The organism is Rubripirellula obstinata (assembly GCF_001642955.1).
Taxonomy (GTDB): Bacteria; Planctomycetota; Planctomycetia; order Pirellulales; family Pirellulaceae; genus Rubripirellula; species Rubripirellula obstinata.
The window spans coordinates 19022-42889 of the sequence record NZ_LWSK01000009.1 but is presented as its reverse complement, the minus strand read 5'-3'; the positions used below and the strand labels follow the sequence as shown (position 1 = coordinate 42889).

The following is a 23868-nucleotide window of genomic DNA, read 5'->3' as shown; positions in this document are numbered from 1 at the left end:
TGATTGCGTTCGGCACTAGACAAACGTGCCGACATGCCAAAGTACGCCGGACGGATCGTGAATGAAATACTCGCGGCCCCAATCTTCTGTCCGGATCCCGCTGACGCGAACACCTTTGAATTGAGAAGGAAGCTTCAAACCCATTGTGTCCGCGTGATGTTTGTCCAAGTCATCGACTTCCAGGAACAACATCGTGTTGTCGACCCAATCTTTCACGTAAGCATCCTGCAAGTAGAAAGCCAACCCACCTGGTATCTGGAACAACGACATGTCCGGTGAGATGACAACTTCCTCAAAGCCCATAGCCGAATAGAAAGATTTTGACACTGCGAAGTCAGCGCAGCCAACGAATGGTCTCAGAGATTTCATAGTCAATCATCTTGGTTCTTGGTTCTTGGTTCTTGGTTCTTGGTTCTTGTTGCTCGTACGGTTGTGAGTGTATCCGTTCTTCGGAATCCGTGTTGTCATGATTCATTGTCCACACCTCGGCGACGACAACCAATGCGAAGTCGCCGCCGGCATAGCCGGTTGCACGGTGCGAACATCGCCGGCCGCTTGCAACGCCTGTCAAAACGAAACCAACCCGCGAGCGATCAATGTCGTCACGATCGGCATGGCACTGGTCAATCGACGGCGTCGCAAGAAAGACGTGGTCGAACTCGAAGCGATGTTGGCGAACTACCTGCCCGATCGCGACGAGATGCCGGCGACGCTCAAGATCGCGGACTTCCGTCCTGGGCCGGGTAACGAACTCAAGAAGATGCTCGCGTGGTTCGCCAAGCCATCCGACTCGTGCAACTGCGAATCCCGCGTTGAGACGATGAACGATTGGGGCGTCGAAGGATGCCTCCGGAACATTGACACCATCACCGATTGGCTTCTCGAAGAGGCCGAAGCCCGAGGCATGCCCCATGGAAGGTTCACCCGCGTTGTCGCCAAGTCACTCGTCCAAACCGCCATCCGAAAGTTCCAACGCAAGTTCCCCGAAGGGGCACCCGAGCCAGAGGACGATGACGATCGTGCGTGAAAACAAGATTATCGAGCGGTGCTTCCTGATCAACCTCGACCGCCGCGACGATCGTCTCAAAGATTGGCTCGGCCAACTCCCCAAGCCATGGCCGTTCCCGCAGCCCGAACGCTTCGCCGCGATCGACGGTCGCCGCTGTGCAACGCCACCGCAATGGAAAGCCGGCAACGGGGCGTGGGGATGTTACCGATCGCATTGTTTGATTCTGGAAAAGTGTCTGCTCGAAGGCATCGACTCGTACGTCGTGTTTGAAGACGACGCGGGCTTCGTCGATGATTTTCCTGACGCTGTCCAAGCCTACGTCAACGAACTCCCGGCCGACTGGGGACTGGCCTACCTCGGCGGACAACACCTGTACGCCGGCAAACATCCGCCGCAAAGAATTAGCGATCGCGTTTACCGACCTTACAACGTCAATCGCACCCATGCGTTCATGGTCCGCGGTCGCGAGAACATGAAGGCTCTGTACCGGCATCTTCACTGGAACGATTGGCACACCAAACATCACATCGACCACCATCTCGGCCGTCTCACCCAGCGTCGCTACCAAGCCCTCGTTCAAGGCAAGAACGTCGACAAAGAATCCATCGCGGTCTACACGCCCGACCGTTGGCTGGTCGGTCAATTGCCAACCAAATCGAACATCTGCGGACGCAAGTGGGAACAAACCCGTTTCTTCAACGACGCCCGCAACGCCGACCATTCGGACGCCCCATTCTTCGCAGTCCTCGGCCCGCACCGATCGGGCACATCCTGCGTCGCGATGGTCATGCACCACCTCGGCGTCCACATGGGCAACCAACTCTCGGGCTACGAACCCACCGGTGGCGGTGAAGCCGTCGGACTCGCCCAACTTTGCGAAAAGGCGATGCGTTTCCCGGCGGTCGATCCTGTCATGTCGGACGAACAGCTCACTCAAAAGCTCAAATCCTGGATCGTCACCCGCAAAGCCGAAGCGAACCGCGACAAAACCGTCGCCGGAGCGAAGTACCCGCACCTCTGCCGCTTCGTCGAACACCTTCACGCCGGCCTGGGCGATTCACTCCGCATCGTCAGTGTCGATCGCGACATCGAAGCGTCGATCCGATCACTGCAAAGCCGATCCGAAAAACATCGCGGTCAGTGGTTTGCCGCGACCGACGAGCAATGCGAAGAACTCCAACGCAGTCTGCTTGAGCATCGCGACGCCTTCATCGCCGCTCACCCCGACGTGCCGGTCTTCCGCATCGAATTCGCCGAGCTGACCACGTACCCCGAAGAAGTCATCAAGAACCTGATCGAGTTCCTCGGTATTGAGCCCACCGAAGAGGAGATCGCATCGGCCATCGACCACGTCAATCCGGACCTACGCAAACACGGATGAGCGACCACCCCAAGCCAACCGAAGACCTCGGCGTGATGTACATCGCGATCGGCGGCAAGTCGCTTTGGCAACTTCGCCGATCCATCGCCTCCCTGCGGCATCATTGTCCGGATGTCCCGGTCGCGTTGTTCACCAACCAACCGGCGGATGCTTGCCCGAGTGTCGAGTATCGCTTCGAGGTGTCAGCAACGGGCGGGTACCACGTCAAGCCACGGTTCATCCCTTGGTTGCCGTTTGATCGCACGGTCTATCTCGACGCTGACACGGTCGTTTTACATCCATCGGCGATTGAACCCGCCGGATTATTGACGGATCAGTTCGGCTACGAGGCCACGTACGTTCACGGCATCTCGCGGCGATGCGACAAGACTCGAATTTGTGGCGTTCCGTCCATGAACTCCGGCGTCGTCATGCTTCGGAAGTGCCAACGCGTCCTCGATGCTCTGGCATTCTGGCGACGACGTTATCACGGAGGCAACGATGAAATCTTGCTAACGCGGTCCTTGCTTTTGCACGCCGTTCCGTCGTACGTCCTGCCGGCCGAATGGAACTGTCGGGCTCGCGATCAAGTCCGCCACTATTCCGCGATCCGGATCACGCACCATCGCCACGTTCTGCGATTGGTGCAGCCCGATGGATCGGTGCCGGAAGAGTTCCTCAAACGTTGGTGGGAAACTGGCGTCGCTGAAAATCACGGAGACGTTGTTCGATGATCAGTTCTGACGTTGGCGGTGTGCTTGGTCGTATCCGAGCACGATACCTGTTATTTGGAACGTTCGCGTTCCAAGTCCACGGCTTCAGCTTCGGTAGTCCAGACACTGATCTATGGCTCGATCCGTCCTTGGGTAACGAGGGTTGGAAAGACGCGGTACGCGAGATTGCTGGCCCGCATGAGATCTTGTTCCGAGATCATCCCGAAGCCGATCCGCCCTGCCAGTCCGCTCGGATTCATTGCACGCCGCACATGGACATCATCAGCCGGCCGAGCGGTCACACCGACGCCGACTTTGAACCGCTTTATTGGGTCTCGACGCAGTCTCGATATGGGCGACTGCCGCCGCTGAAAGTGTTGCTGCGAAGCAAGTTGCACGCGGGCCGGCCGAAAGACTACCGGCACGTGATGAGAATCGGTCGGCAAATCCTCAACATTTGGTGAAGCTGTGGTCCAACTCTCCGACATCACGTTCTGCATCAAGACCATCCATCGACCTTGGTCGTGCCACCGGCTGGTCGAGTCGCTCTGCAAGCACATCGCCGCTCCCAAGATCATCGTTGTCGACGATGGGCAGCCCGACCGTCGTTTTCTGCCCGCGTACCCGGAGACCGCCGCAAAGTGCCAGGTCATCCAATTGGCCCGCGTCGATGTTGGGGTTGGAGTGGGGCGCAACATCGCCGTTGACGCCGTACGAACCGAACACATGTTCTTGCTCGACGATGACCACGTCATCACCGGGAATTTTAACCTTGATCGACTTTGCGATCGGTTCGACCCGAACGAAACCGACATCCTCGGCGTTCGCCAAGGTAGTGGTGGCCGACCGACGATGCTGTCCAGGCTGATGAACGGCAAGCGGATCTGGATCCACCGCGGCGAGACACGACGAAACGGCTACGTCGCTTGGTGCGACATGTCATCCAATGCGTTTCTCGCCCGCACCAAAACCATCCGCACGCTGCGATGGGACGAGGAGATTAAGACGTTCGAGCACTGGGAGTTCTTCTATCGAGCCAAGCTCGCGGAACTGAAAGTTGCGGTCGCCGGCGATTGCTTCGTCAAACACGCTCACGTCGAATCCGAAGACTACCGGCGGCTCCGAAAGCGAGCCAAATACCGCTCGATGGGGCTTCGCAAACACGGTTTTCATTCGATGCGCTATCCCGGCGGAGGTATTGTCCGTGCGTGATCAAGTCACCTTTTGCGTCAAGACAATCCATCGGCCACAGTGTTGCGCAGCACTGGTCCGCAGCATCCATCGGCACTACGGCGGCGATCGACCGTTGATCCACGTGCTCGACGACGGCAAACCGGAGTTGCGGTTCTCGACGAATTGCCCCGATGAAGCGGCATTGGTCGATCGACTGATTGAAACCGACTACGACATCGGGTTATCAGCCGGGCGAAACCAATTGCTGGACGCCGGCGACACGCCGATCGTGGTGTTCACCGACGACGATCATTTAGTGACGGCGGAAACACGGTTGCCGGAATTGGTCCGCAAGCTGAACCGACATCACGACATCGACTTGCTGGCGGCACTGAGCAATCAACAAGAACGTCCCAAGATGATGAGCGTCGCGAACAAGGTGCTTCGCATCCCGCACGGCAACTACAAACGTCGCGGAAGCATTCGTTGGTGTCACTACGTCGGCAATTGCTTCGTTGCCTACCGAGACATCTTGCAAGCGATCCGCTGGGACGAGTCACTAAAAGTCGAAGAACACTGGGACTTCTTCTGGCGATGCAAACTCGCTGGCGTCAACGTCGCGTGTGACATCGACCATTCGTTCAAACACGAACACGTTGATCCGCCCGGCTATCAGCGCCGGCGGCCGGAGTTCCTGAAAGCCAGCCTTCGCAAACACGGATTGGAAAGAGTTGTATGGAAATGAAGTCGCCCACCAAAGTCATCGCGGTGTTGGACCTACCGCCGCGGCGTGCTCCGAAGAACGTGCGAGCGAGCTACGAGGCCGCGGCAGAACGGTGGGGTGCAGAACTGTTGTGGATCGACCGCAATTTGCATCCGGTGCATCCGTTCTGGCAGAAGATGTTTGTCTGCAAGCATGTGCGGCGGATGTTTGGCGACGCCCATGTGCTGCAACTCGACAACGACATGCTGATCCGATCGGATTGTCCGTCGCCGTTCGAGTTGGTCGGACCCAAGCAATTCGGTTTGGTGGCCGAGCGACAATGTGCGTTGAACCGAATCGACGACGGCGGTTGGCAACGACGTGCTCACGCGATCTGGGCAACGCGTTGTGGTCTACAGCCCGCGTTCACTTGGCTCCATCCCAACGGCGGTTTGTACCTGTACGAAACCGCGATGTACGAACCGATGTTTGACCGCATCATCCGGCACTTGATTCCGACCTGGGGAGCCAACGACCAGGCGACCGACGAATCGTTGATCATTAATCAGTTGTTCAACGATCACGCTGGTTACATCAACTTCCTGCCGGGCGACTTCAATGTCAGCGTCCAGCAGAATCCCGAGTGGGCGGCCAACCCGGTGATGCAGTCGTACATCTACCACTTCATCGGCAAGAGCAAGCCATACATGAAGCCTTGCCGGTGGCGACGCTTCGACCCGCCGGAGTTGCCATTCCCCGGCGACGCCAAAGCGAAAGCCTTGATCCGCGACTGGGGCAAGCAACCGCCGGGCGAACATGACATCGGCCCGGTCTTCACTCCGCGCCACGCCGCCAACCTGCTGGCCGTTTATCCAGACCTGATCGTGACCGGCGATTGGTCGCACGAATCGTTTCGTCTGGATCCGCGTTTACTTTCGCACGCCGAAACCGCATCGTCGCACCTCGTGCTAACGCGTTTTCTGCTTCGCCTCGGCGTGAACGCCCGCCGCTTCCGACTTCGTATCACGGAGGGTGCTGCTCATGGACGAGCGACTGCCGTTGCCGGCACTTGAATATCACGTGGCCCATGGTTGCAACCTATCGTGCCAACAATGCAGCCACTACTCGAACTTCCACGTCGCCGGCAAGTTGCCGACGATCGAAGACGCCGAAGCTGACTACGCGAAGTGGTCGCACCGATTGAAGCCACGTCGCTTCGCGTTACTCGGCGGCGAACCACTGCTGAACCCGCAAATCATTCAGCACATTCGGCTCGCAAGACAATATTGGTCCGACAGCAACTTGATGCTGGTCACGAACGGCTTCTTTCTGCATCGCTTACCCGAGTTGCCGGCGGTTCTGGTCGACACCAAATGCCGGCTAGAAGTCAGCCAGCACGGAACCCACGACGACTACGTCAAACGATTCCGCGAAGTAAAGCGACTCGTCTGGAAATGGCGAGAACAACACCCCGGCATCCAAATCAAGATCCGCCAATCGCATCGCGGTTGGATGCGGCAATACAAAGTCGAGAACGGCAAACCGATGCCGTTCGATTCCAAACCGGATGCCGCGTTCAAAGTCTGCATGCAGAAGACTTGCACACAGCTTCACCGCGGCATGTTGTGGAAGTGCCCCGCGCTCGCCTACTTCGCTCAACTCGAAGCCAAGCTCAACCTGCGAGATCTCCCGCAGTGGCAACTCTTCCGCGACTACAAGGCGATCACGCCCGCCGCCACCGACGATGAACTTCGCACCTTCATCGAAACCAAAGCCATCCCACAGTGCGGCCTTTGCCCGAGCAAACGCACCGCCTTCGTCCACCCCAACCCGCTGCAAAGGACTGCCGAATAATGCCCGGACCCTACGAACCCAACATGCCGCCGTACCCGTTCGTGCCACCGTTCGATCCGCCGGCAGACGAGCCACCCTACGAACCACCGGAACGCGACGGCCCGATCATCCTGACACCACCGCCGGAACCAAAACCGCCGGTGTGGCCTGACGATTACCCACCGGGCACCCCCGATTTCGGCCCACGCCCACCATGGTGGCCCGAAGAACACTTCTGGCCGCCGCAGCCCGAGCCGCCGGTCATCATCAACGCCCCGTTGCCGCCGCACATCTGGCCACGGTTGCCGCCCGACCATCCGTACCACGTGCCGCCCGGTCACTCTTACCCCGACAACCTGCCACCGGGTCACCCCGGCGAAGCCTACCCCGGCATGCCCGACTACCCTGTCGTGCATCCCGGCAGTTGGGGCGAAGACTGGTACAAGTACCCCGGCATCCTCGACGACTGGCCGCCGACCTACGAGGAAGAGGAGGATTGATCAACAACCTTTGAGTGAAAAGGCGCAAACCGAAACGCCGGCTAGCGAATGACGCTAACCGGCGTTTTTGCATTTGCCGGGTCGGCTGTTTAGAACAAAGCCTTGACCGTCGCAGCGGCAAAGTGAAGGATCGCTGTCCAGAACTTAAGCCAGCGACCATCCCGGTTTTCGTCATTGCGATCGCCAGACGGACGTTTTCTTGTTCGTTTCCCGCGACTCATTCGTCCACCTCCGTCGTCTGCGCGATCGCCTGTTCGATACTCGCGATCACATCGTCGGCCGCCTGCTTGATCTTCAATTCGGAGGATTTGGCCGCCATGATCAAATCCGGAACGAAAGCGCAAAGTTTGAGCCTCATAGAAACGTCGTAGCTATCAAGCTCGTGATAGCTTTGCCGGATATGATCGTGAAGCGGATCTTCGGTCGTACAACAAACCTTGATTGTTTCGTCGTGAAAGCACAAATCGAAGGATTCAAGCTCGTCGCAGTAGTCTGGATGCCAAAGAACTTTGTTCAAGGAAGCGCGAGCATCTGGCTCGCGTGATCCCGGCATCTTCTTCAGATGGCGAGTGGCCTTTTCAATCGACTCGTCCATTTTCTTCAGTGCGTCGACTGTATCAGCTGACACCGTCCGTCCCTTCGGTTTGCTAGAAGGTCGTCGCCTTCGGTTCAGTCCTTTTTTGGGTACTGGCTGGTCAGGAATGTTGCCAGAATCGTCAAAAGATGCAGACACATCTTCAGCATTGGCACGTTTGGGGCGTGGCATGACGGAACTCCGTTGCTCAAGGTAACGCTTATTCAGCTTCCCAAAGACGATCTTCGGTCAGTCAGACGTTGCGGGGTTCGGTTAGAACGCGGCACGCGTGAGCAGCGACAGATTCGGCTGGCTACTTCGCCAGCATGGGATACTTCCTGAATTGAACCGGATCTTTCGACAAAAGTCAATCACTTTCCCACCGCCTTCTGAATCGCGCCGATACAAAAGATCTAATCATGCAAAACGCCGGCGTCCCAAATTGGGGCGTCGGCGTTTTTTCGTTTGCGGATTTTGGGTGGTGCTACGCGGCCATCGACGAACAGCTCTCGTGGCACTTGCGGCAACACTCGACGCATTTGTCCATGCTGCCGACCTTCTCGCAACTGTCCGCGCATGCCTTGCAGATTTCTGCACAGGCTTTGCAGTAGTGCGAATGGTAGTCGCTGTTGCGGCTCATGAAACCGACGCACGCGTTGCAGGCAGCGATGCAATCGAGCATCAGTTTGACGTGGTTTTGTTCGACGTGATCGCCGCCTTCGGCCAAGCACGTGGCGGTCAGCATGTCGCTGAGCACCGTTTGACATTCTTGGCAGTTCTGGATGCAGTCTTGTTTGGATGCAGTGGCGGTTGCCATGGGAATTCCTCCGTTTCGTGTTGTCTGGGGTCACCGTGACCTGTCAAATCGGAATGCAAGTTGCATACCATTATGGGGTATCCTGAAAAATGACAAATTGACCGATCGGAGAGACCATGGCCCATACTCATCACCACCCAGATTCACTGCCCGTCGCCGATACACCAACGCAGATCGACCCCGTTTGTGGAATGACCGTTCCGGCGGACAACCCGCGATCGGCCGAGTTTGACGGCAAGAATTACATGTTTTGCAGCGACGGTTGTTTGACGAAGTTCAAAAGCGATCCCGCCGGCGTGTTAGCGAAACGTGCTCAGAAGGAAGCGGACAAGGGAACATCATGCTGCGGAGGCGGTGCAGCCGTGCATCAAATTGGCGAGCAACCACCGGCGTCCTCGTGCTGCGGTGGTCACTCATCGTCCAGTGCGAACGATACGCCCGCAGACCCGACGGCGATTTACACATGTCCGATGCATCCGGAGATCGAGCAAGTCGGCCCCGGCGACTGCCCGATTTGCGGGATGGATTTGGAGCCGAAGTTCGTCGACATGGCGGACCATGGCGATGACGACCAATACGCTGACATGAAGCGACGGTTCTGGGTCGGTGTGGCATTGTCGGTGCCGCTGCTGGTGATCGCGATGGGGCCGATGGTGGGCTTACGTGTCGCCGATTGGATGAACAACAGCGTGTTTGGTTGGCTGCAGTTGGCTCTCGCGACGCCGGTGGTGTTTTGGTGCGGGTGGCCCTTGTTGGTTCGCGGCGCGAAATCGTTTCGCAGCTGGAACCTGAACATGTTCTCGTTGATTGCGGTGGGAACACTGGCAGCGTACTTGTTCAGCTTGGTCGTCGTGTTGTTGCCCGGCGTGATCCCGGAAGCGTTCTACGAAAACGGTGTCGCTCCGTTGTACTTCGAGGCTGCGGCCGTGATTATCACGTTGGTGTTGCTAGGGCAAGTCTTGGAATTGCGTGCCCGACAACAGACCGGCGGCGCGATTCGCGAGTTGATGCAATTGGCACCCGAGACGGCGACGCGGATCAGCGATGAAGGCGAAGAAGAAGTGTCGCTCGACGCGGTCCACAAGGGCGATCGTTTGCGTGTGCGTCCCGGTGAGAAGGTTCCGGTCGACGGGAAAGTTCTTAGCGGTTCGAGCAGCGTGGATGAGTCAATGTTGACGGGCGAGCCGATTCCGGTGCAGAAGGTCGAAGGCGATGAGGTCACCGGCGGGACGCTGAATCAAACCGGAGCGTTGGTGATGGAGGCGATCGGCGTCGGCGGCGACACGGTTCTGAACCGGATCGTGCAGATGGTCGCGGACGCCCAGCGGAGTCGTGCTCCGATTCAAAAGTTGGTCGACGTGGTTGCTCGCTACTTCGTGCCGGCGGTGATCGTTTGTTCGATTGCGGCGTTCATTGGTTGGGCAGTGTTCGGACCGGAGCCGCAGCTTGCTCACGCGTTCGTTGCGGCGGTTGCCGTTTTGATCATCGCTTGCCCGTGTGCATTGGGGTTGGCGACGCCCATGTCGGTGATGGTCGGCGTCGGTCGCGGCGCGAAGGAAGGCGTGTTGATCAAGAACGCGGAAGTATTGGAAGTGATGGAAAAGGTCGACACGATCGTCGTTGATAAAACGGGAACGCTGACGCAGGGGCGACCCGAAGTGACGGCGGTTGAGACGTTCGGTGACTGGAACGAGAGCGATGTGTTGACGTTGGCCGCCGCGGTGGAAGCACAGAGCGAACATCCGTTGGCTCAAGCGGTGGTGCGTCGTGCGAAAGCCGATGGATTGCAAACGGTCGAAGCGACGGACTTCGACAGCATCACCGGTGGTGGCGTGCGTGCTCGCGTGTACGATCATGACGTGCTGATCGGGAAAGCGGATATGCTGGATGAACAGGGCGTCGCGAATGTTGACGACGGCAGATCGAAAGCGGGATCGCATCAGTCCGAAGGTGCGACAGTGGTGTTCGTGTCAATCGACAATCAGCTTGCCGCGATCATGGCGATCACCGACCCGATCAAGGAGAGCACGCCAGCGGCTTTAAAGACGCTGCACGAACTTGGGTTGAAGGTGATCATGTTGACCGGCGATGCGGAACCGACGGCGCGTGCGGTGGCTGGCAAGTTGGGCATCGACGAATTTCACGCTGGTGTATCGCCCGAGGCCAAGCACGACTTTGTTCGCAAGCTGAAGAACAACGGAAAAACGGTTGCGATGTGCGGCGACGGGATCAACGACGCTCCGGCGCTGGCCGAATCGAACGTCGGTATCGCGATGGGAACGGGCACCGGCGTGGCGATCGAATCGGCAGGCGTAACGTTGGTCGGTGGGGATCTTCGCGGCGTTGCGGCGGCGGGAAACCTAAGCCGCAAGACGATGAGCAACATTCGTCAAAATCTGTTCTTCGCATTCATTTACAACGCATTGGGCGTTCCGGTTGCCGCTGGATTGCTGTACCCGATCTTCGGTGTGTTGCTGAGTCCGATGATTGCGGCGGCAGCGATGAGCCTGAGTAGCGTATCGGTGATTGCCAACGCCCTGCGTCTTCGGGCTGCGAAGCTGACCTAGCGCCAAGTTCAGAACGTCAGAACGGAAGTTTGAATACGGAACGGTATCGAACTAATATCACGCATACCCCTGCAAGGTATGCCGTTTCCAATTCACAAAGCCCAGCAAACAACAAGAACTCATGAGCACCGAAGATCGACGCAAATTCTTAAAAGTAGGAACCATCGCCGCTGCGGCTGGGCTAACCGGCAAGGCAACGGCTCAGGAAGGCAATGCCGATTTGAATCTGCCGAACGACCCGGACGCTCCGCCGCCGGTCGGCAACGCTCCGGCGGAGACCAACGTACCTGCCGGGTCGAATGTCCAAGCAGAGATCGACGGTTTCAGTCGATTCAAACCGACGCGTGGCAACGATCCAGAATCGGACTATTACCTTGGCAAGAAGATGCCCGGCTTCCGCCCCGCGTCGGCTGGACCGGCTCCCTTCGAGGCTCCGGACTTGGACAAGCTGCCTTGGAAAATGGTCAATGGTGCCAAAGAGTTTCATCTCGTGCCGCAGGCTGTTCGGCGTGAGTTCTTGCCGGGCTACTTCATCGACGTCTATGGCTACAACGGCAGCATGCCGGGGCCGACGATCGAGATCACGCAGGGCGATCGCGTTCGCATCGTGGTAACGAACGAATTACCCGAAGACACGTTCTTGCACTGGCACGGCTTGGAGTTGCCGGTGCAGTACGACGGCTCAGCGACGCTGACGCAGAACCCGATCAAGCCGGGCGAAACGATGGTGTATGAGTTCGACGTTCACGAGGACGGCACCTTTTACTACCACTCGCACGTCGCGATGCAGGAAGCGTTCGGGCAAGTCGGATTTTTCATCGTTCATCCGAAGAAAGCTTACGATCCGCCGGTCGATCGTGACTTCGGATTGATGTTTCAGAACTTTCACGTCGACCCGACGCAAACGATCAGCGACTCGTGGGCAATGGATTGGAATTGGCACACGATCAACGGCCGCAGCGGTCCGTACACAACGCCGCTGGTTTGCAAACACGGCGAGCGGGTTCGCGTGCGGTTGGTCAACTTCGCTCCCATGCAACACCATCCGATTCACTTGCACGGACACACGTATTGGGAAACCGGTCACGAGGGCGCTCGGACGCCCAGCAGTGCTTGGATTCCACGCAACACATCGTTGGTCGGAGTGGCACAGGCGACCAATTTTGAATTCATCGCGAACAATCCGGGTGATTGGATTTTTCACTGCCACATGGTCCACCACATGATGAATCACATGACGCGGCAAGTCGGCCCACGAATTCGCAAGGGCGTTAACGTGGATCGCTATCTGCAAAACACATCGACACGTCCGGCCGTCGATTTCACTCGCAACGATCCCGGTTTTGCAACGCCAGGCTATCCGCAAAAGATGCAGGGCATGGAACGCACGATGCCTCAAATGAAAACGCTGTGGAATCGCCGCGAGGTGAAGGGCATGCGGGCGAACTACATGATGGCGGTCAAAGGATTGATGACCGTGATGCGTGTGCTTCCCGATGACCTTTACCAATTGGTGATGGAGAGCGATGAAGCGGTCGAGATAGGTGCGGTGTTTGCAGAGATTGTCCGGCGTTTTGGCGACCCGGAAGCCTACGAAGCCGCGCCGAAGATGATGGGCATGTAGCCGCCTGTCCTGCGATGCCCCACCGGGTAGAATGAGGCGTCAGGCGATCCGGACGATCGCCACTTTCTCTACAACGACGGCAGGTGGAACGCACGGCGTGCTACAACCCATGCACAGCGACGATGAACGAAAGAAACTGCTCAATCGCTTGCGCCGGGTGACCGGTCAAGTCGATGCGGTTGCGCGCATGGTCGAAGAGGATGCCGAGTGTGTGGACATCGTGATGCAGATTAGTGCTGCAACGGGGGCGCTGTCTAAAGTCGCTCAGCTTCTTCTCACCGAACACGTCAAACAGTGCCTTCACGACGCCGCGGACAACAGCAACGCGGCGGATCGCGAAGCGATGCTGCAAGATTTGATCAAGCTGTTCGAGAAATACGCTCAGACGAAGTGAGGGAGTTGGGAGACACGGAGACACGGAGAATGATTTCTGCCAAGCTCCCCCACTCCCAGACTCATCTTCTCCCAACTTCCTCGCCCGCTGTTACCCCCTTGGGGTATCGCTACAATGGGTTGAATGGAGTCTTCCGATGATCGCCCAGCCCATGAAAGCCTTTCCCAATGCGTTGTCCAATCGGCAACGAATGGGGATCGAGCTGCGCAGCGGGCGATCTACGAGGCAACGTCGGATCGCGTGTTTCGATTGATGGTTCGGATGGTGGGGCAGCAGGACGCCGACGACCTGACGCAACAGACATTTGTGCGAGCGTTCACGAAGCTCGATCAATTCGGTGGCGAATCAAAGTTTGAAACGTGGCTGTATCGACTGGCCACCAACGAGGCGTTACAGCATCTCCGCCGCGAGAAACACCGGCGGACGAAAGAGTTGGTGGTTGAGCCGACCGCAGACCAAACAGACCGCGTTGAAGAAGACGAACGTGCCACGATGGTACGATCCGCCCTGGACCAACTTGATCCAGAATTGCGAGCGATCTTCACACTCAAGGAAGAAAGCGGTTTGTCGTACCATGAGATCGCCGCCACACTCGGCATCCCCGAAGGAACCGTCGGTTCAAGATTGAATCGCGCACGACGTGAGCTGCGGAAGATTCTCGAAGTCTGACATATGCTCGCATAGAAAGCACCGTATTCGAGATCATCGTTCACCGAGCGGGTCGTCCGCATCGGCAAAACGACCTTGGTCGTCTCGCAATTGATCGGGGCGTCCAGTAGCAGGCGACGTCGCGGCGATCACGAGCATACGCTGACCGGCCAGCGTGCCTTCGATAATTTGATCGAGTTTCTCGGTCTGGGCGGCGGAAGATCCGATCCAACCTTCTTTGAGAAGTTGGCAAAATCGACTGTTATTGAACGAGCGCGGGTGATTGTCCCAGTCGATTCTCAACCCTCCTCTTGGTCCGGTGGCGGAACCCGTTTGAACAAAATGGTTCCACAATCCAAGGGGAATATACATGCCCGATATCATACCGGCATCGAGTGATGACTTTTGACGAGCTTCGCAGAATTTGAAGTAGAAGGCATCTGTCCCAAGTCGATAGTCGTTCACTCCGACCTCGTTCGGTTCGAGTGAGGTGATCAATTTCTCTGCCTCGTTCATCCGTTGTAGCTCACCTGCGTAGTTCTTATCAGACTTAGGGCGGTAAACCGGTGTGCTTCCCGACTCGGATTTCAGTCGCTTGTATTGAACAAGCACAAAAGACCGGTATGCGTGGCTGTAGTAGATCAGGTCGACTCCCAGCGTCTGCTCAAGCGGTTGGCGGTTGCAGTTCATGATCGTCAACTGCTGGCCAGAGGAATTAACAAGCTGCACCGCTCCGAAAACTTCCGAGTGAGCCACCTTGAATCCAGGAAACGTCACCGCATCAAAGTTGATCTGTACGTCTTCGCGGACGTCATAATGAGACAACCGGTTCAAGAAACTGGGAGTCGCTGCCGTAGATGGTTGCGTCCCACGAAGGATCTCCTTTCGGAACTTCGTGCCCCCAAAAGTTTCGAGCGAAGTAATGACGGCGTCACGCTCGAAGGTTTCGAGTCCACCCTCGGGACTCACCTCGATTTGGCGAAGCTCGTTTAGCTGAGCGTCAATTCCGGGAAGTCCATTGCGAACGCATTGCGAAGCTCCCTCCAACGCCCCGATAAACGCTTGACTCAGACCTTTCGGTAAGCGGAGTGGTTCGCCGTAGGTGGAGGGTAAACGGTTCGCAAACTTATTTGGAAGTTTCTCGATGATAGGTTGAACATCAACGTGCTCAGTCTGCAAAATCGAGCTGATCTTGACTCGGACCTGATCGGTTGCAACAAGCGTTCCTTTGCGTGAGACGCCGATGTAATCAACACTGAAATCCGGCTCGTTACCAGACGAGTACATTCCCTTGTACTCGAGCGAAACCAAACAGAGTTGATGTTGCTTTGGCTTGACCTCCGACCGCGAAACGATTGCTGTAAACTCTCCCTTGAGAGTGATCGCGTTGTAAATCTTTTCTGCCTGAGTGCCCCGGAATCGTAGCCAAATCGCCTCGCTCATTTACAACTCCCGTCATTGAACCTATAGATAGCGTGGCCCTCAGCCATCACTGATTACCAGAGATTTTACGGGCATCCTACCGTGCGGTCGATCTGGGCGATCGTGGCAGCCAGTGTGGCGTCGATGCGGGCGAGTTGGGTCTCGAACATTAGCAGTTCGCGGTAGGTTTCGATCAGGGTGAAGAAGTCCGTACGTTTGCCTCGGTAGTCGGCGATCGAGAGTTTGAGCGTGTCTTCGGTGCGGGGGATGATGCGGCCTTCGTAGATGTCGCGTTGCTCGACCAAGGCGTCGGCTTGGACGATCAGGCGACGGATCTTTCCGTATAACTCGTCACGTTCGGCTTCGAGACGGCGGGTGGTGCTGCTGCGTCGATGAGCGGCTTCGCGAATGCCGGCGTTGATCTTTTCTCGCCAAATCGGCAGCGTCGTTCCAAAGCTGATGCTTAGATTGTCGTTGCCGTTGGCGACGGGGCTGATGACATCGTGACCGTCGCTGATCAATCCCCAGTTCAGGCCAACGCTGAAGTCGGGGTATTGTTGCAAGCACGCCAAACGTTCTTTGTCGCGGTCACGTTGGATCTCCCACGCGAGGCCACGCAACTTTGGATTGCATTGTTCGGCCAACGCAAGCAAGGATTCGATTTGCTGGGGCGTGTCGTTGACACCGAGTTCGCTGGACGCTTCGGGGAGTAGGTTGACCGGTTGTTGAAGTAGCGTAGCAAGGTCGGCTTGAGCGACCTGTTTTTGTCGGCGAAGCGTGATGAGTTGTTCGTCGAGACGATCGGTTTCCAGTTGAGCGCGCAGCACGTCTTGTTGCGAACCGCCGCTGCGGTAACGTGCTTCGGCGACATCGGTCAAGTCGGCGACAAGGTCTTTGGTTTCTTCGATGATCGTGATCGCTCGGGTGGCGAACCAGACTTCGTAGTACGCGAGCCGCACGGACTCGGTGATTTCGCGAGCGATCGCGTCGACTTCGGTTTGAGCGATCTGAACTTCGCGGCTCGCGATGACGGCTTTCGTTTTCAGTTTGTCGGGGAACGGGACCATTTGGTTGACCGACATTTGATTGCCAACGCGACCGCCGGCGGTTTGCAGTGCGTTGTCATGCAGCGGCCAGAAAGTGTTGTTGAACGTTGGGTCGGGAAGTGCTTTGGTTTGCGGGATGACGTTCGAGGCGGCGGCGACGCGTTGGCGTGCGGCGAGGATTTTGGGGTGCCGCGACAGTGCTTCGCTGACGAAGAACTCGACGGGCTGGCCGAGTGGAAGCGACGAGTCGGGAGCTGGGAGTTGGGAGTCAGATGCTGCGGACTTGTTGTCGTTTTCGGTTTCCGACTCATCGTTTTGTTCATCTTCTTCCTTGTCGTCGACGTCCATATCATCGACCTCGCCGTCGCTGATCTCCGGCGGCATCTCGCCGCCTTCCTTCTCCTCACTCCCAGCTCCCGACTCCTCACTTTCCCCAGGTGGATCCAATTGCAGGAAGTCGCCGAAGCTGCGACGCGATGAACCGGCCTGCTTGCTGTCCGATCCCAGCTCGTCGTCGTCCTGCGGCATGGTGAACGCGACTGGCGAGGCGACGACAACACCGTTGTTGTAGCCGGCCATTTGCACCGGCACTTTCGCGGATTGATCGGCAATTGCGGTTGGCTGCGAGCTTGGCGAGGCCGTTTCGGCGGCGGCGATAGCGTTCGTTTTTTGCGTGTCCGAGGCGACTTGGACGCCACGTTGGGTCGCACAACCGGAAACGGACGCAGCAATCAGGGCAGCGAGCAACATTCGCCTGGCTTGTTTCGTTGCGGGTGTCCGAGATTGCCGATCCATGGCATTTCCGTCCTGTTCCGTTACAATAGAGAGATCAAAGTTTGCCTAACCGGGTGATTCCTATTGAACTTTTCGGCCAGATTTCCGATACAGTTCATATACCGGTCATGGGTATCTTTTTCGGAAGGTCACAGTGAGCAACTCCCCCCTAATTCGCACCGCCGTTAATCTTTGTCTGATCGCTGTAATGGTGATTCAGCCGATGGCGTTTGTGGCTGCGCGGGGGACATGTGCTCAAGGCGGGTCGAACGGAAGTTGCTGTCAGGCCAAAACCGTTTGCCATGGATGCAAGAGCTGCGAAGTCGAAACCGACGGCGACCTGTGTGGTTGCTGCAGTGGTGGCAAGAACGACGCCGGCAGTTGCTGCACGAAGAACGCAGACGCCAAACCGAAACACGATGACTTGTTCGGTGAAATTTCCGACGTCGTACCCGAGCCACCGAGTGCGGATGGCCAATCGGCCGACGGCGAAAGTGCGTTGTCTTCGTGCATGTGCGGAGTCCATTCGGTTCCTTTCGCACCGGTACCCAATCGTGCTGCCGTGCCGCAAGTTCGCGACTTGGTTGTGATCGCTTATTTAGATCACGTCGCAACGGACGCTGGCAAAACGATTCGTCCGAAGGCGTTGAAGTCTCGTTTGCCCATTGGCGACTTATCACCGCATTTCTCACAGCGGTTTCTTTGCATCTGGCGGATTTGACGCCCTCTTCGTAGGAGAGCTGCGCGCTAGCAGTTCTTCTATTTCAAGCTGGCTTTCATACGTGTGACGCTGCGCGCTCGTTGCGTGTGAAGCCTTTCCCGATGCATTCCCTGCGCGATTCGATTCGCGCGACCCAGAACAACGAACCGGTCACAGCCTGGAGGCATGTGACTGGTCGACGATGCGATCTCCTCCGACGCATCATCGACCAGTCGCCTCTTTGCCGACGCTGGCGGATGGAACCGCCGACGCATGCCGGGCAACTTCGCGAGAAATGTGATGAGTCAGGACGAACCAATCAAACCCGACGACGAAGCCGTTGACGAACAAGTCAGTGATGTGGACGCCGGTGCGCAAGCGGACACCGAGACCAAAGAAGCCACGGTCGAAGAAACGCCAACGCCAGCCGAAACGAAGCCAGTTGCCAGTAAGAACGATGGCGGTGCGAAATGGCTGGTCCGGACTGGCGTGCAAGCCGCCACAGTTGTCGTCGTTGCCGGTCTCGTGTTCTTCCTGCTCGGTGTCGCACAGCGGACGGAGTGGCTGACCGCTGACGGTTTTTCCGGCGGCCAAAGTGATGTCGTTGCGGATTCCGGCGGCGGCGAAGACAAGCGATACATCTGCCCCATGATGTGCACGCCACCGTCGACCGAACCCGGACGATGCCCGGTGTGTGCGATGGAATTGGTCGAAGCGACTGGCGGCGGAGGCGGCGACGGAATCTCGGTCACGATCGAATCCTCGGCGCGACGGTTGGTCGGCATTCAAACCGCGATGTCGAAGATGGGCGAAGTGAATCGCACCATTCGCACGATCGGCTCGATCGACTTTGACGAAAGCCGCTTGTCCACGATCAGTGCGTACATCGACGGCCGTTTGGAAAAGATGTACGCGAACTATGCCGGCGTAAAGGTCAACGAAGGCGACGATCTGGCGTTGATCTACAGCCCGCAGCTCTACACCGCTCAAACCGAATTCATCACCAGCATGAACAGCGGCGGCAAGATCGGTCGGTTCCAAATCGACAGCGGCGATCTGAACCAGATGGCTCGCGAAAATCTGGCCGAGCTGGGCATGACGCAGTCGCAGATCGACCAGCTTGCGAAGTCTGGTAAACCGATGTCACGCATCCGCATCAAGTCGCCGCAAAGCGGAACGGTGATCGAGAAGTCGGCTGTCGAAGGCGACTATGTCAAAACGGGACACAAACTTTATCGGGTCGCCGATCTGTCCAGCGTTTGGTTGATGTTGGATCTGTTCCCCGATGACGCTTCGGCCGTTCGGTTTGGTCAACAAGTCGAAGCTGAAATTCAGTCAATGCCAGGCGAGGTGTTCACCGGCCGCGTTGCGTTCATCGACCCGACCGTGAACCCGAAGACGCGAACAGTTCGCGTTCGCGTTGAGATCATGAACTTCGACGGCAAGCTGCGACCGGGTGATTATGCGACCGCTCGCGTGACCGTGCCGGCGATCCCGATGGACGAGGTCTACGATCCGGCTCTGGCGAATAAGTACATCAGCCCGATGCACCCGCAAGTCATCCGCGATGAACCGGGAACGTGCCCGCTTTGCGATATGGATTTGGTGCCGACGTCACAGCTCGGTTTCGCATCGGAACCGTTGCCAATGCAACAAGTTGTGACTGTGCCGCGCGACGCCGTGTTGCTTGCGGGTGAGAACAGCGTGATTTATGTCGAAACGGAACCGGGGCGTTTTGAGATTCGTCGGGTGACGATCGGTCCGATGAACCGCAAAGAAGCGGTGATCGTCGAAGGGCTTTCTGCTGGCGAAACGGTCGCAACGGGCGGCAACTTCTTGATCGACTCGCAAATGCAACTCGCCGGCAATCCATCGTTGATGGACCCAACGAAAGCCCCCAGCTATTCGCCGGGACCGCTCGAACTGCCCAATACGACTCCTGTCATGCTGGCCAGCGAATCAGGCAAATCGCTCGATCGCACCTACGACGCCTACTTTGAGATCCAGTGTGCGATGGCGGCCGACCAAACGCCGCCGCCGGTCGCGTTGAACACGCTGATCGAAGGACTCCGCGAACTAGAAATGTCGGCCGGGGTGCCCGATGAGGCTCAATGCAAGTTCGCGACCGCTCGCCGCGCGGCCACACTTATGGACGGTTCGCTGGAAACCGCTCGCGAAGCCTATCGCGGAGTCAGCCATGCGATGTTGCGAGCCGCCACGGTCGCTCGTGGCCCGAAAACGGCGACCAAGCTGACGCACTACTACTGCCCGATGGTTCCCGGCGGCGGTGGCGACTGGATGCAGCCCGGCGGCGAATTGCAGAACCCGTATTGGGGCAGCGAAATGCTGACGTGCGGCGAAGTCGTTCGTGACATGGCGATGCCAGCGGGCATCGTTCCTTCAATCGCCCGCACGGTGCAGTAAGGAGACTCCCCATGCTCAACCTCATCATTCGCTTTTGCGTCAAAGAACCTTGGCTGGTCGTCTTGCTGACGATCGGATTGTGCATCGCCGGTTGGGTCAGCTTCAAGTCGATTCCGATCGACGCGATTCCCAACATCGGTGAGAACCAGGTCATCGTTTTGACGCCGTGGCCGGGGCGTTCTCCGAAGGACATCGAAGACCAAGTCACTTATCCGCTGAGTGTCTCGTTGCTGGCGGTTCCGGGTGCCGAGTCGGTGCGCGGCAAGAGCATGTTCGGCTACAGCTTTGTCCAGGTCACGTTCAAAGACGAGATCGACTTTTACTGGGCACGCAGCCGCGTATCGGAACAACTCGGCAGTGCCGCGTCACAATTGCCCGATGGCGTTGTGCCGCAGCTTGGACCGGACGCGACCGGACTGGGGCAGGTTTACTACTACAGGCTTCAGCCGCCCGACGAAGGCATGGGGCTGGCGGAACTCCGCAGCCTGCAAGACTTCGTTGTGAAGTATGAATTGCAAGCGGTCGAGGGCGTCAGCGAAGTCGCGTCGATTGGCGGCTACGTTCGTCAGTATCAGGTCGAAGTGGACCCCGACAAACTTCGCTTTCACGACGTGTCGCTCGATAAGCTGGCGATGGCGATCAAGGGATCGAACATGGACGTCGGTGCCAAAACGGTCGAAACGACGGGCATGGAATTCATCGTCCGAAGCAAGGGTTTCCTTGGTAGCGATGGTGACAAGAACAAGGCCGTCGAGGACATCGAGGACACTGTCATCATGCAACGGGACGGTGTGCCGGTTCGCGTTCGCGACATTGGCAGCGTGCAGATCGGGCCAGACTTTCGCCGCGGTGCGTTGGACTACAACGGAGCCGAAGCGGTCGGCGGCGTGGTGGTGATGCGATACGGCGAGAACCCGCGTGTCGTCATCGACCGGGTGAAGGAAAAGATTGCCGCGATCACACCGTCGCTCGGGGGCGTGACCATTCATGGCGTTTACGATCGCAGCGGGTTGATCGACGAGACGATGGCGACGCTGACGCATGCGTTGCGTGACGAGATCATCATCACGGCGATCATCATTCTGCTGTTTTTGTTGCACATTCGCAGCAGCTTTGTCGTTGCGATCTGTTTACCGACCGCCGTGCTAATGTCGTTTATCGCGATGCGGTTCGTCGGCGTCGGTGCGAACATCATGTCGCTGGCCGGAATCGCGATCGCGATTGGCACGATGGTCGACATGGCAATCATCGTATCGGAGAACATCTATCAACATTTGGCAGAATGGGAGTCGGGAGGTGGGAGTGGAGGAGTTGGGAGTGGAGGAGTTGGGAGCAAGCAAAAATCTCCTTCACTCCCAACTCCCACCTCACCTACTCGCGCAGCGGTCGTCTACGAAGCAACGGTGGAAGTCGCACCGGCCGTCGTGACCGCGGTGGCAACGACCATCGTCAGTTTCTTGCCGGTCTTCTTCCTGACCGGGCGAGACTACAAACTGTTTTCGCCGCTCGCTTACACCAAGACATTCGCGATCGCCGCCGCGATGATCACCGCCGTCACGATCGTGCCGGCACTGTGCCGTTTGATGCTGCGAAGCAATGTGCGTCGCAAGAGTGCGGCTTTGCTCGCTGGCGTTTCGCTTGCCGGACTTCTTGGTGTGGCTTCGCATTTTCTTTGGGGTTCGCGACTGGCCGGGCGTTTTGGCTTGGAAACCTGGATCTTGACGGCGATCGCCGCCGTCGTCGGATTCATTGCCGGTTGGCAATTACTGCGAGAACGAATCCGGCCGATCGAAGAAATCCCGTCCAGCCGTTTCGTTCGCTGGGTATACGCCGCCCGTTTAAGACACTCGCTCAATCACAAAGCGTTCGCACTCTCGTTTCCGTTGGTGCTGTTGGTCATCGGCGCGGGAGCCTACGTCGGAATGCCGACCGTACTTCGTCCAGTTGAAAAGGTCGCGAACTTCTTTGGTGCCGAACTGAATAATTTCCCCGGCTACGTCGATGCCAAACACGTCTTCACCGGTTTGCAAAGCGACGATTGGATCGCGCTCGACGAGGGAAGTTGGTTCTACATGCCGACGCTGTATCCGGCGGCCAGTTTCTCGCAAGCGATGCAGGTGTTGCAGACGCAGGATGTCTTGATCGGCCAGATTCCTGAAGTCAAAGACGTGCTGGGCAAGATCGGTCGGGTGGAATCGGCACTGGATCCCGCGCCGGCCGCGATGGTCGAAACCTATGTGATGCTCAAGCCCGAAAGCGAGTGGCGAGAAGGCGTCACTGCACGCGATGTGTGGGACGAGATCAATCGAGTCGCCACGTTACCCGGAGTCACGCCCGCGTCGGCGTTGCAACCAATCGAAGGCCGCGTCGTGATGCTGCAGTCTGGCATCAAGGCACCGATGGCGATCCGAGTCTACGGAAACCAGCTCGACGAGTTGGCCGACGCGGCGATGAGTGTTTCGGCGGAATTGAAGAAGTCACCGCTAATCAACGCCGGCACCGTCAATCCCGACATCGTGCTTGGCAAACCCTACGTCGAATTCACCGTCGACCGTGAGGCGGCATCCCGGTACGGGATGAGTTCGTCGATGGTGAACCAAGTTATCGAAACTGCACTCGGTGGGATGAATCTGATCAAGACGGTTGAAGGCCGGGAGCGCTATCCCGTGCGGCTGCGATACAACCGTGACCTCCGCGAACAGATCGACGGCCTGAAGCGATTGCCCGTCGTGACGCATTCGGGGGCAGTCGTGCCGCTCGAAGAACTCGCGACGTTGGAAACGACTTGGGGGCCGGGTGCGATCAACAGTGAAAACGGTCGGCTGGTCGCTCACGTTTCGTTCATGACCAACGGCAGCAAGGGCGATCTGGAATTGGTTTCCGCGATCGAAGAACAACTCCGCGTGGCCCAGTCGCTGCCGCCATCTGATCCGAATCGTTTGTCGCTCCCTGCCGGCTATTCGCTTGAAGCCGTCGGCAGCTTCCGAAACCAGATCGAAGCCAACCGGCGTTTGATGTGGATCATTCCTCTCGTGATCTGCATCAACTTGCTGTTGATCTACATGGAGTTTCGCAACTTCTCGATTTCGCTGGCCGTGTTCTCGGGAATTCCAGTCGCGTTCGCGGGCGGCATGATCGCGGTCGCCACGATGGGTGTTGAACTGAATACTGCCGTCTGGGTTGGGTTCATCGCGTTGTTCGGATTGGCGGTCGACGATGGGGTCGTGATGGCGACTTACATTCACCAACTTTTGAAGAAACGCAAAGTCGAAACGGTCAACGACATTCGCAACACGGTTTACGAAGCCGGACTGAAACGCATTCGTCCCTGCATGATGACAACGGTCACGACGCTCGCCGCACTGATACCCGTGTTGATCGCAACCGGCCGTGGGGCTGACGTGGCCCGAGCGATGGCGATTCCCGTGTTCGGCGGGATGCTCGCCGAACCGTTCACGTCGTTCATCGTGCCGACGCTCTATTGCGGCTACCTCGAATTGAAGATGCGATTCGGATTTCAAGACGAGCTTTGGGAAGGCACCGAAGCGATGCCGGAGGAGGAACTCATGAAAGCGGCATAGAACTTT

General features: G+C 57.7%; 21 protein-coding genes. 16 read left to right on the top strand and 5 right to left on the bottom strand.

All coding sequences use genetic code 11. The features are described from left to right. Positions 1–15 precede the first annotated feature (15 nt). Entirely contained in the window at positions 16–327 is a 312-nt protein-coding gene (locus RC85_RS04735; RefSeq protein ID WP_202907961.1) for a VOC family protein, read from the bottom strand. Between the two features lie 139 nt (positions 328–466). Here RC85_RS04735 and RC85_RS04730 point away from each other — a divergent pair, with 139 nt between their 5' ends. Genes RC85_RS04730 through RC85_RS04690 form a run of 9 tightly spaced genes read left to right on the top strand, consistent with a single transcriptional unit; the run spans position 467 to position 7291 of the window. Continuing rightward, positions 467–1027, top strand: a complete 561-nt coding sequence (locus RC85_RS04730; protein WP_068259176.1) for a hypothetical protein — start codon at positions 467–469, stop codon at positions 1025–1027. Beyond that, complete coding sequence (locus RC85_RS04725; RefSeq protein WP_235033164.1) at positions 1020–2390, top strand: glycosyltransferase family 25 protein; 1371 nt, start codon at positions 1020–1022, stop codon at positions 2388–2390. The genes RC85_RS04730 and RC85_RS04725 overlap by 8 nt, the downstream gene beginning before the upstream one ends. Then, positions 2387–3103, top strand: a complete 717-nt coding sequence (locus RC85_RS04720) for a hypothetical protein (protein WP_068259175.1) — start codon at positions 2387–2389, stop codon at positions 3101–3103. The genes RC85_RS04725 and RC85_RS04720 overlap by 4 nt, the downstream gene beginning before the upstream one ends. After that, positions 3100–3546: a hypothetical protein gene (locus tag RC85_RS04715; RefSeq protein ID WP_068259172.1), complete on the top strand. Its 447-nt coding sequence runs from the start codon at positions 3100–3102 to the stop codon at positions 3544–3546. Before RC85_RS04720 ends, RC85_RS04715 begins: the two co-directional genes overlap by 4 nt. A 4-nt stretch (positions 3547–3550) precedes the next feature. Further along, positions 3551–4294, top strand: coding sequence for a glycosyltransferase family 2 protein (locus RC85_RS04710; RefSeq protein WP_068259169.1), 744 nt, complete (start codon positions 3551–3553; stop codon positions 4292–4294). Continuing rightward, positions 4287–5000, top strand: a complete 714-nt coding sequence (locus tag RC85_RS04705) for a glycosyltransferase family 2 protein (protein ID WP_068259163.1) — start codon at positions 4287–4289, stop codon at positions 4998–5000. The genes RC85_RS04710 and RC85_RS04705 overlap by 8 nt, the downstream gene beginning before the upstream one ends. Continuing rightward, positions 4997–6031, top strand: a complete 1035-nt coding sequence (locus RC85_RS04700) for a glycosyltransferase family protein (protein WP_235033163.1) — start codon at positions 4997–4999, stop codon at positions 6029–6031. The genes RC85_RS04705 and RC85_RS04700 overlap by 4 nt, the downstream gene beginning before the upstream one ends. After that, positions 6000–6812, top strand: coding sequence for a radical SAM family protein (locus tag RC85_RS04695; protein WP_068259157.1), 813 nt, complete (start codon positions 6000–6002; stop codon positions 6810–6812). The genes RC85_RS04700 and RC85_RS04695 overlap by 32 nt, the downstream gene beginning before the upstream one ends. Then, on the top strand, positions 6812–7291 hold the full coding sequence (locus RC85_RS04690; protein WP_068259154.1) for a hypothetical protein: 480 nt from the start codon (positions 6812–6814) through the stop codon (positions 7289–7291). The genes RC85_RS04695 and RC85_RS04690 overlap by 1 nt, the downstream gene beginning before the upstream one ends. Before the next feature lie 217 nt (positions 7292–7508). Here the strand turns inward: RC85_RS04690 and RC85_RS04685 are convergent, their stop codons facing one another. Both RC85_RS04685 and RC85_RS04680 read right to left on the bottom strand, forming a co-directional pair. After that, a complete protein-coding gene (locus RC85_RS04685) occupies positions 7509–7919 on the bottom strand; it encodes a hypothetical protein (protein WP_162273166.1) in 411 nt (136 codons plus the stop codon). Between the two features lie 430 nt (positions 7920–8349). Beyond that, entirely contained in the window at positions 8350–8682 is a 333-nt protein-coding gene (locus RC85_RS04680) for a four-helix bundle copper-binding protein (protein ID WP_068259148.1), read from the bottom strand. Between the two features lie 116 nt (positions 8683–8798). On the opposite strand from RC85_RS04680, the gene RC85_RS04675 reads away from it, so the two are divergent. From RC85_RS04675 to RC85_RS04660, 4 genes are all read left to right on the top strand, one after another. Continuing rightward, positions 8799–11249, top strand: coding sequence for a heavy metal translocating P-type ATPase (locus tag RC85_RS04675; RefSeq protein ID WP_068259146.1), 2451 nt, complete (start codon positions 8799–8801; stop codon positions 11247–11249). A 121-nt stretch (positions 11250–11370) separates the two neighbouring features. Beyond that, complete coding sequence (locus RC85_RS04670; RefSeq protein WP_068259144.1) at positions 11371–12873, top strand: multicopper oxidase domain-containing protein; 1503 nt, start codon at positions 11371–11373, stop codon at positions 12871–12873. Between the two features lie 109 nt (positions 12874–12982). Next, positions 12983–13267 (top strand): metal-sensitive transcriptional regulator, encoded by a 285-nt coding sequence (locus tag RC85_RS04665; RefSeq protein WP_068259141.1) that lies wholly within the window; start codon positions 12983–12985, stop codon positions 13265–13267. Positions 13268–13390: 123 nt separating this feature from the next. After that, positions 13391–13936, top strand: coding sequence for an RNA polymerase sigma factor (locus tag RC85_RS04660; protein WP_084422347.1), 546 nt, complete (start codon positions 13391–13393; stop codon positions 13934–13936). A gap of 33 nt (positions 13937–13969) precedes the next feature. Here RC85_RS04660 and RC85_RS04655 read toward each other — a convergent pair whose 3' ends face one another. Together RC85_RS04655 and RC85_RS04650 are read right to left on the bottom strand one after the other, a co-directional pair. After that, positions 13970–15358, bottom strand: a complete 1389-nt coding sequence (locus tag RC85_RS04655) for a hypothetical protein (RefSeq protein ID WP_068259136.1) — start codon at positions 15356–15358, stop codon at positions 13970–13972. Positions 15359–15423: 65 nt separating this feature from the next. Beyond that, on the bottom strand, positions 15424–17178 hold the full coding sequence (locus RC85_RS04650; RefSeq protein WP_068259135.1) for a TolC family protein: 1755 nt from the start codon (positions 17176–17178) through the stop codon (positions 15424–15426). Between the two features lie 133 nt (positions 17179–17311). Between RC85_RS04650 and RC85_RS26605 the strand changes: the two genes are divergently transcribed. From RC85_RS26605 to RC85_RS04630, 3 genes are all read left to right on the top strand, one after another. Beyond that, positions 17312–17878, top strand: a complete 567-nt coding sequence (locus RC85_RS26605; protein ID WP_157593877.1) for a hypothetical protein — start codon at positions 17312–17314, stop codon at positions 17876–17878. A 468-nt stretch (positions 17879–18346) separates the two neighbouring features. Further along, positions 18347–20281 carry a heavy metal-binding domain-containing protein gene (locus RC85_RS04635; protein ID WP_200836821.1) on the top strand — a complete coding sequence of 645 codons (1935 nt, stop codon included), beginning with the start codon at positions 18347–18349 and terminating at the stop codon, positions 20279–20281. 11 nt (positions 20282–20292) lie between these two features. After that, a complete protein-coding gene (locus RC85_RS04630; RefSeq protein WP_068259127.1) occupies positions 20293–23862 on the top strand; it encodes an efflux RND transporter permease subunit in 3570 nt (1189 codons plus the stop codon). Positions 23863–23868 lie beyond the last annotated feature (6 nt).

Excerpts from the sequence above, each read along its gene's own strand:
- RC85_RS04730 (WP_068259176.1), top strand. The coding sequence starts at position 467 with ATGATTCATTGTCCACACCTCGGCGACGACAACCAATGCGAAGTCGCC.
- RC85_RS04720 (WP_068259175.1), top strand. The coding sequence starts at position 2,387 with ATGAGCGACCACCCCAAGCCAACCGAAGACCTCGGCGTGATGTACATC.
- RC85_RS04715 (WP_068259172.1), top strand. The coding sequence starts at position 3,100 with ATGATCAGTTCTGACGTTGGCGGTGTGCTTGGTCGTATCCGAGCACGA.
- RC85_RS04700 (WP_235033163.1), top strand. The coding sequence starts at position 4,997 with ATGAAGTCGCCCACCAAAGTCATCGCGGTGTTGGACCTACCGCCGCGG.
- RC85_RS04695 (WP_068259157.1), top strand. The coding sequence starts at position 6,000 with ATGGACGAGCGACTGCCGTTGCCGGCACTTGAATATCACGTGGCCCAT.
- RC85_RS04690 (WP_068259154.1), top strand. The coding sequence starts at position 6,812 with ATGCCCGGACCCTACGAACCCAACATGCCGCCGTACCCGTTCGTGCCA.
- RC85_RS04680 (WP_068259148.1), bottom strand. The coding sequence starts at position 8,682 with ATGGCAACCGCCACTGCATCCAAACAAGACTGCATCCAGAACTGCCAA.
- RC85_RS04675 (WP_068259146.1), top strand. The coding sequence starts at position 8,799 with ATGGCCCATACTCATCACCACCCAGATTCACTGCCCGTCGCCGATACA.
- RC85_RS04670 (WP_068259144.1), top strand. The coding sequence starts at position 11,371 with ATGAGCACCGAAGATCGACGCAAATTCTTAAAAGTAGGAACCATCGCC.
- RC85_RS04665 (WP_068259141.1), top strand. The coding sequence starts at position 12,983 with ATGCACAGCGACGATGAACGAAAGAAACTGCTCAATCGCTTGCGCCGG.
- RC85_RS04660 (WP_084422347.1), top strand. The coding sequence starts at position 13,391 with ATGGAGTCTTCCGATGATCGCCCAGCCCATGAAAGCCTTTCCCAATGC.
- RC85_RS04655 (WP_068259136.1), bottom strand. The coding sequence starts at position 15,358 with ATGAGCGAGGCGATTTGGCTACGATTCCGGGGCACTCAGGCAGAAAAG.
- RC85_RS04650 (WP_068259135.1), bottom strand. The coding sequence starts at position 17,178 with ATGGATCGGCAATCTCGGACACCCGCAACGAAACAAGCCAGGCGAATG.
- RC85_RS04630 (WP_068259127.1), top strand. The coding sequence starts at position 20,293 with ATGCTCAACCTCATCATTCGCTTTTGCGTCAAAGAACCTTGGCTGGTC.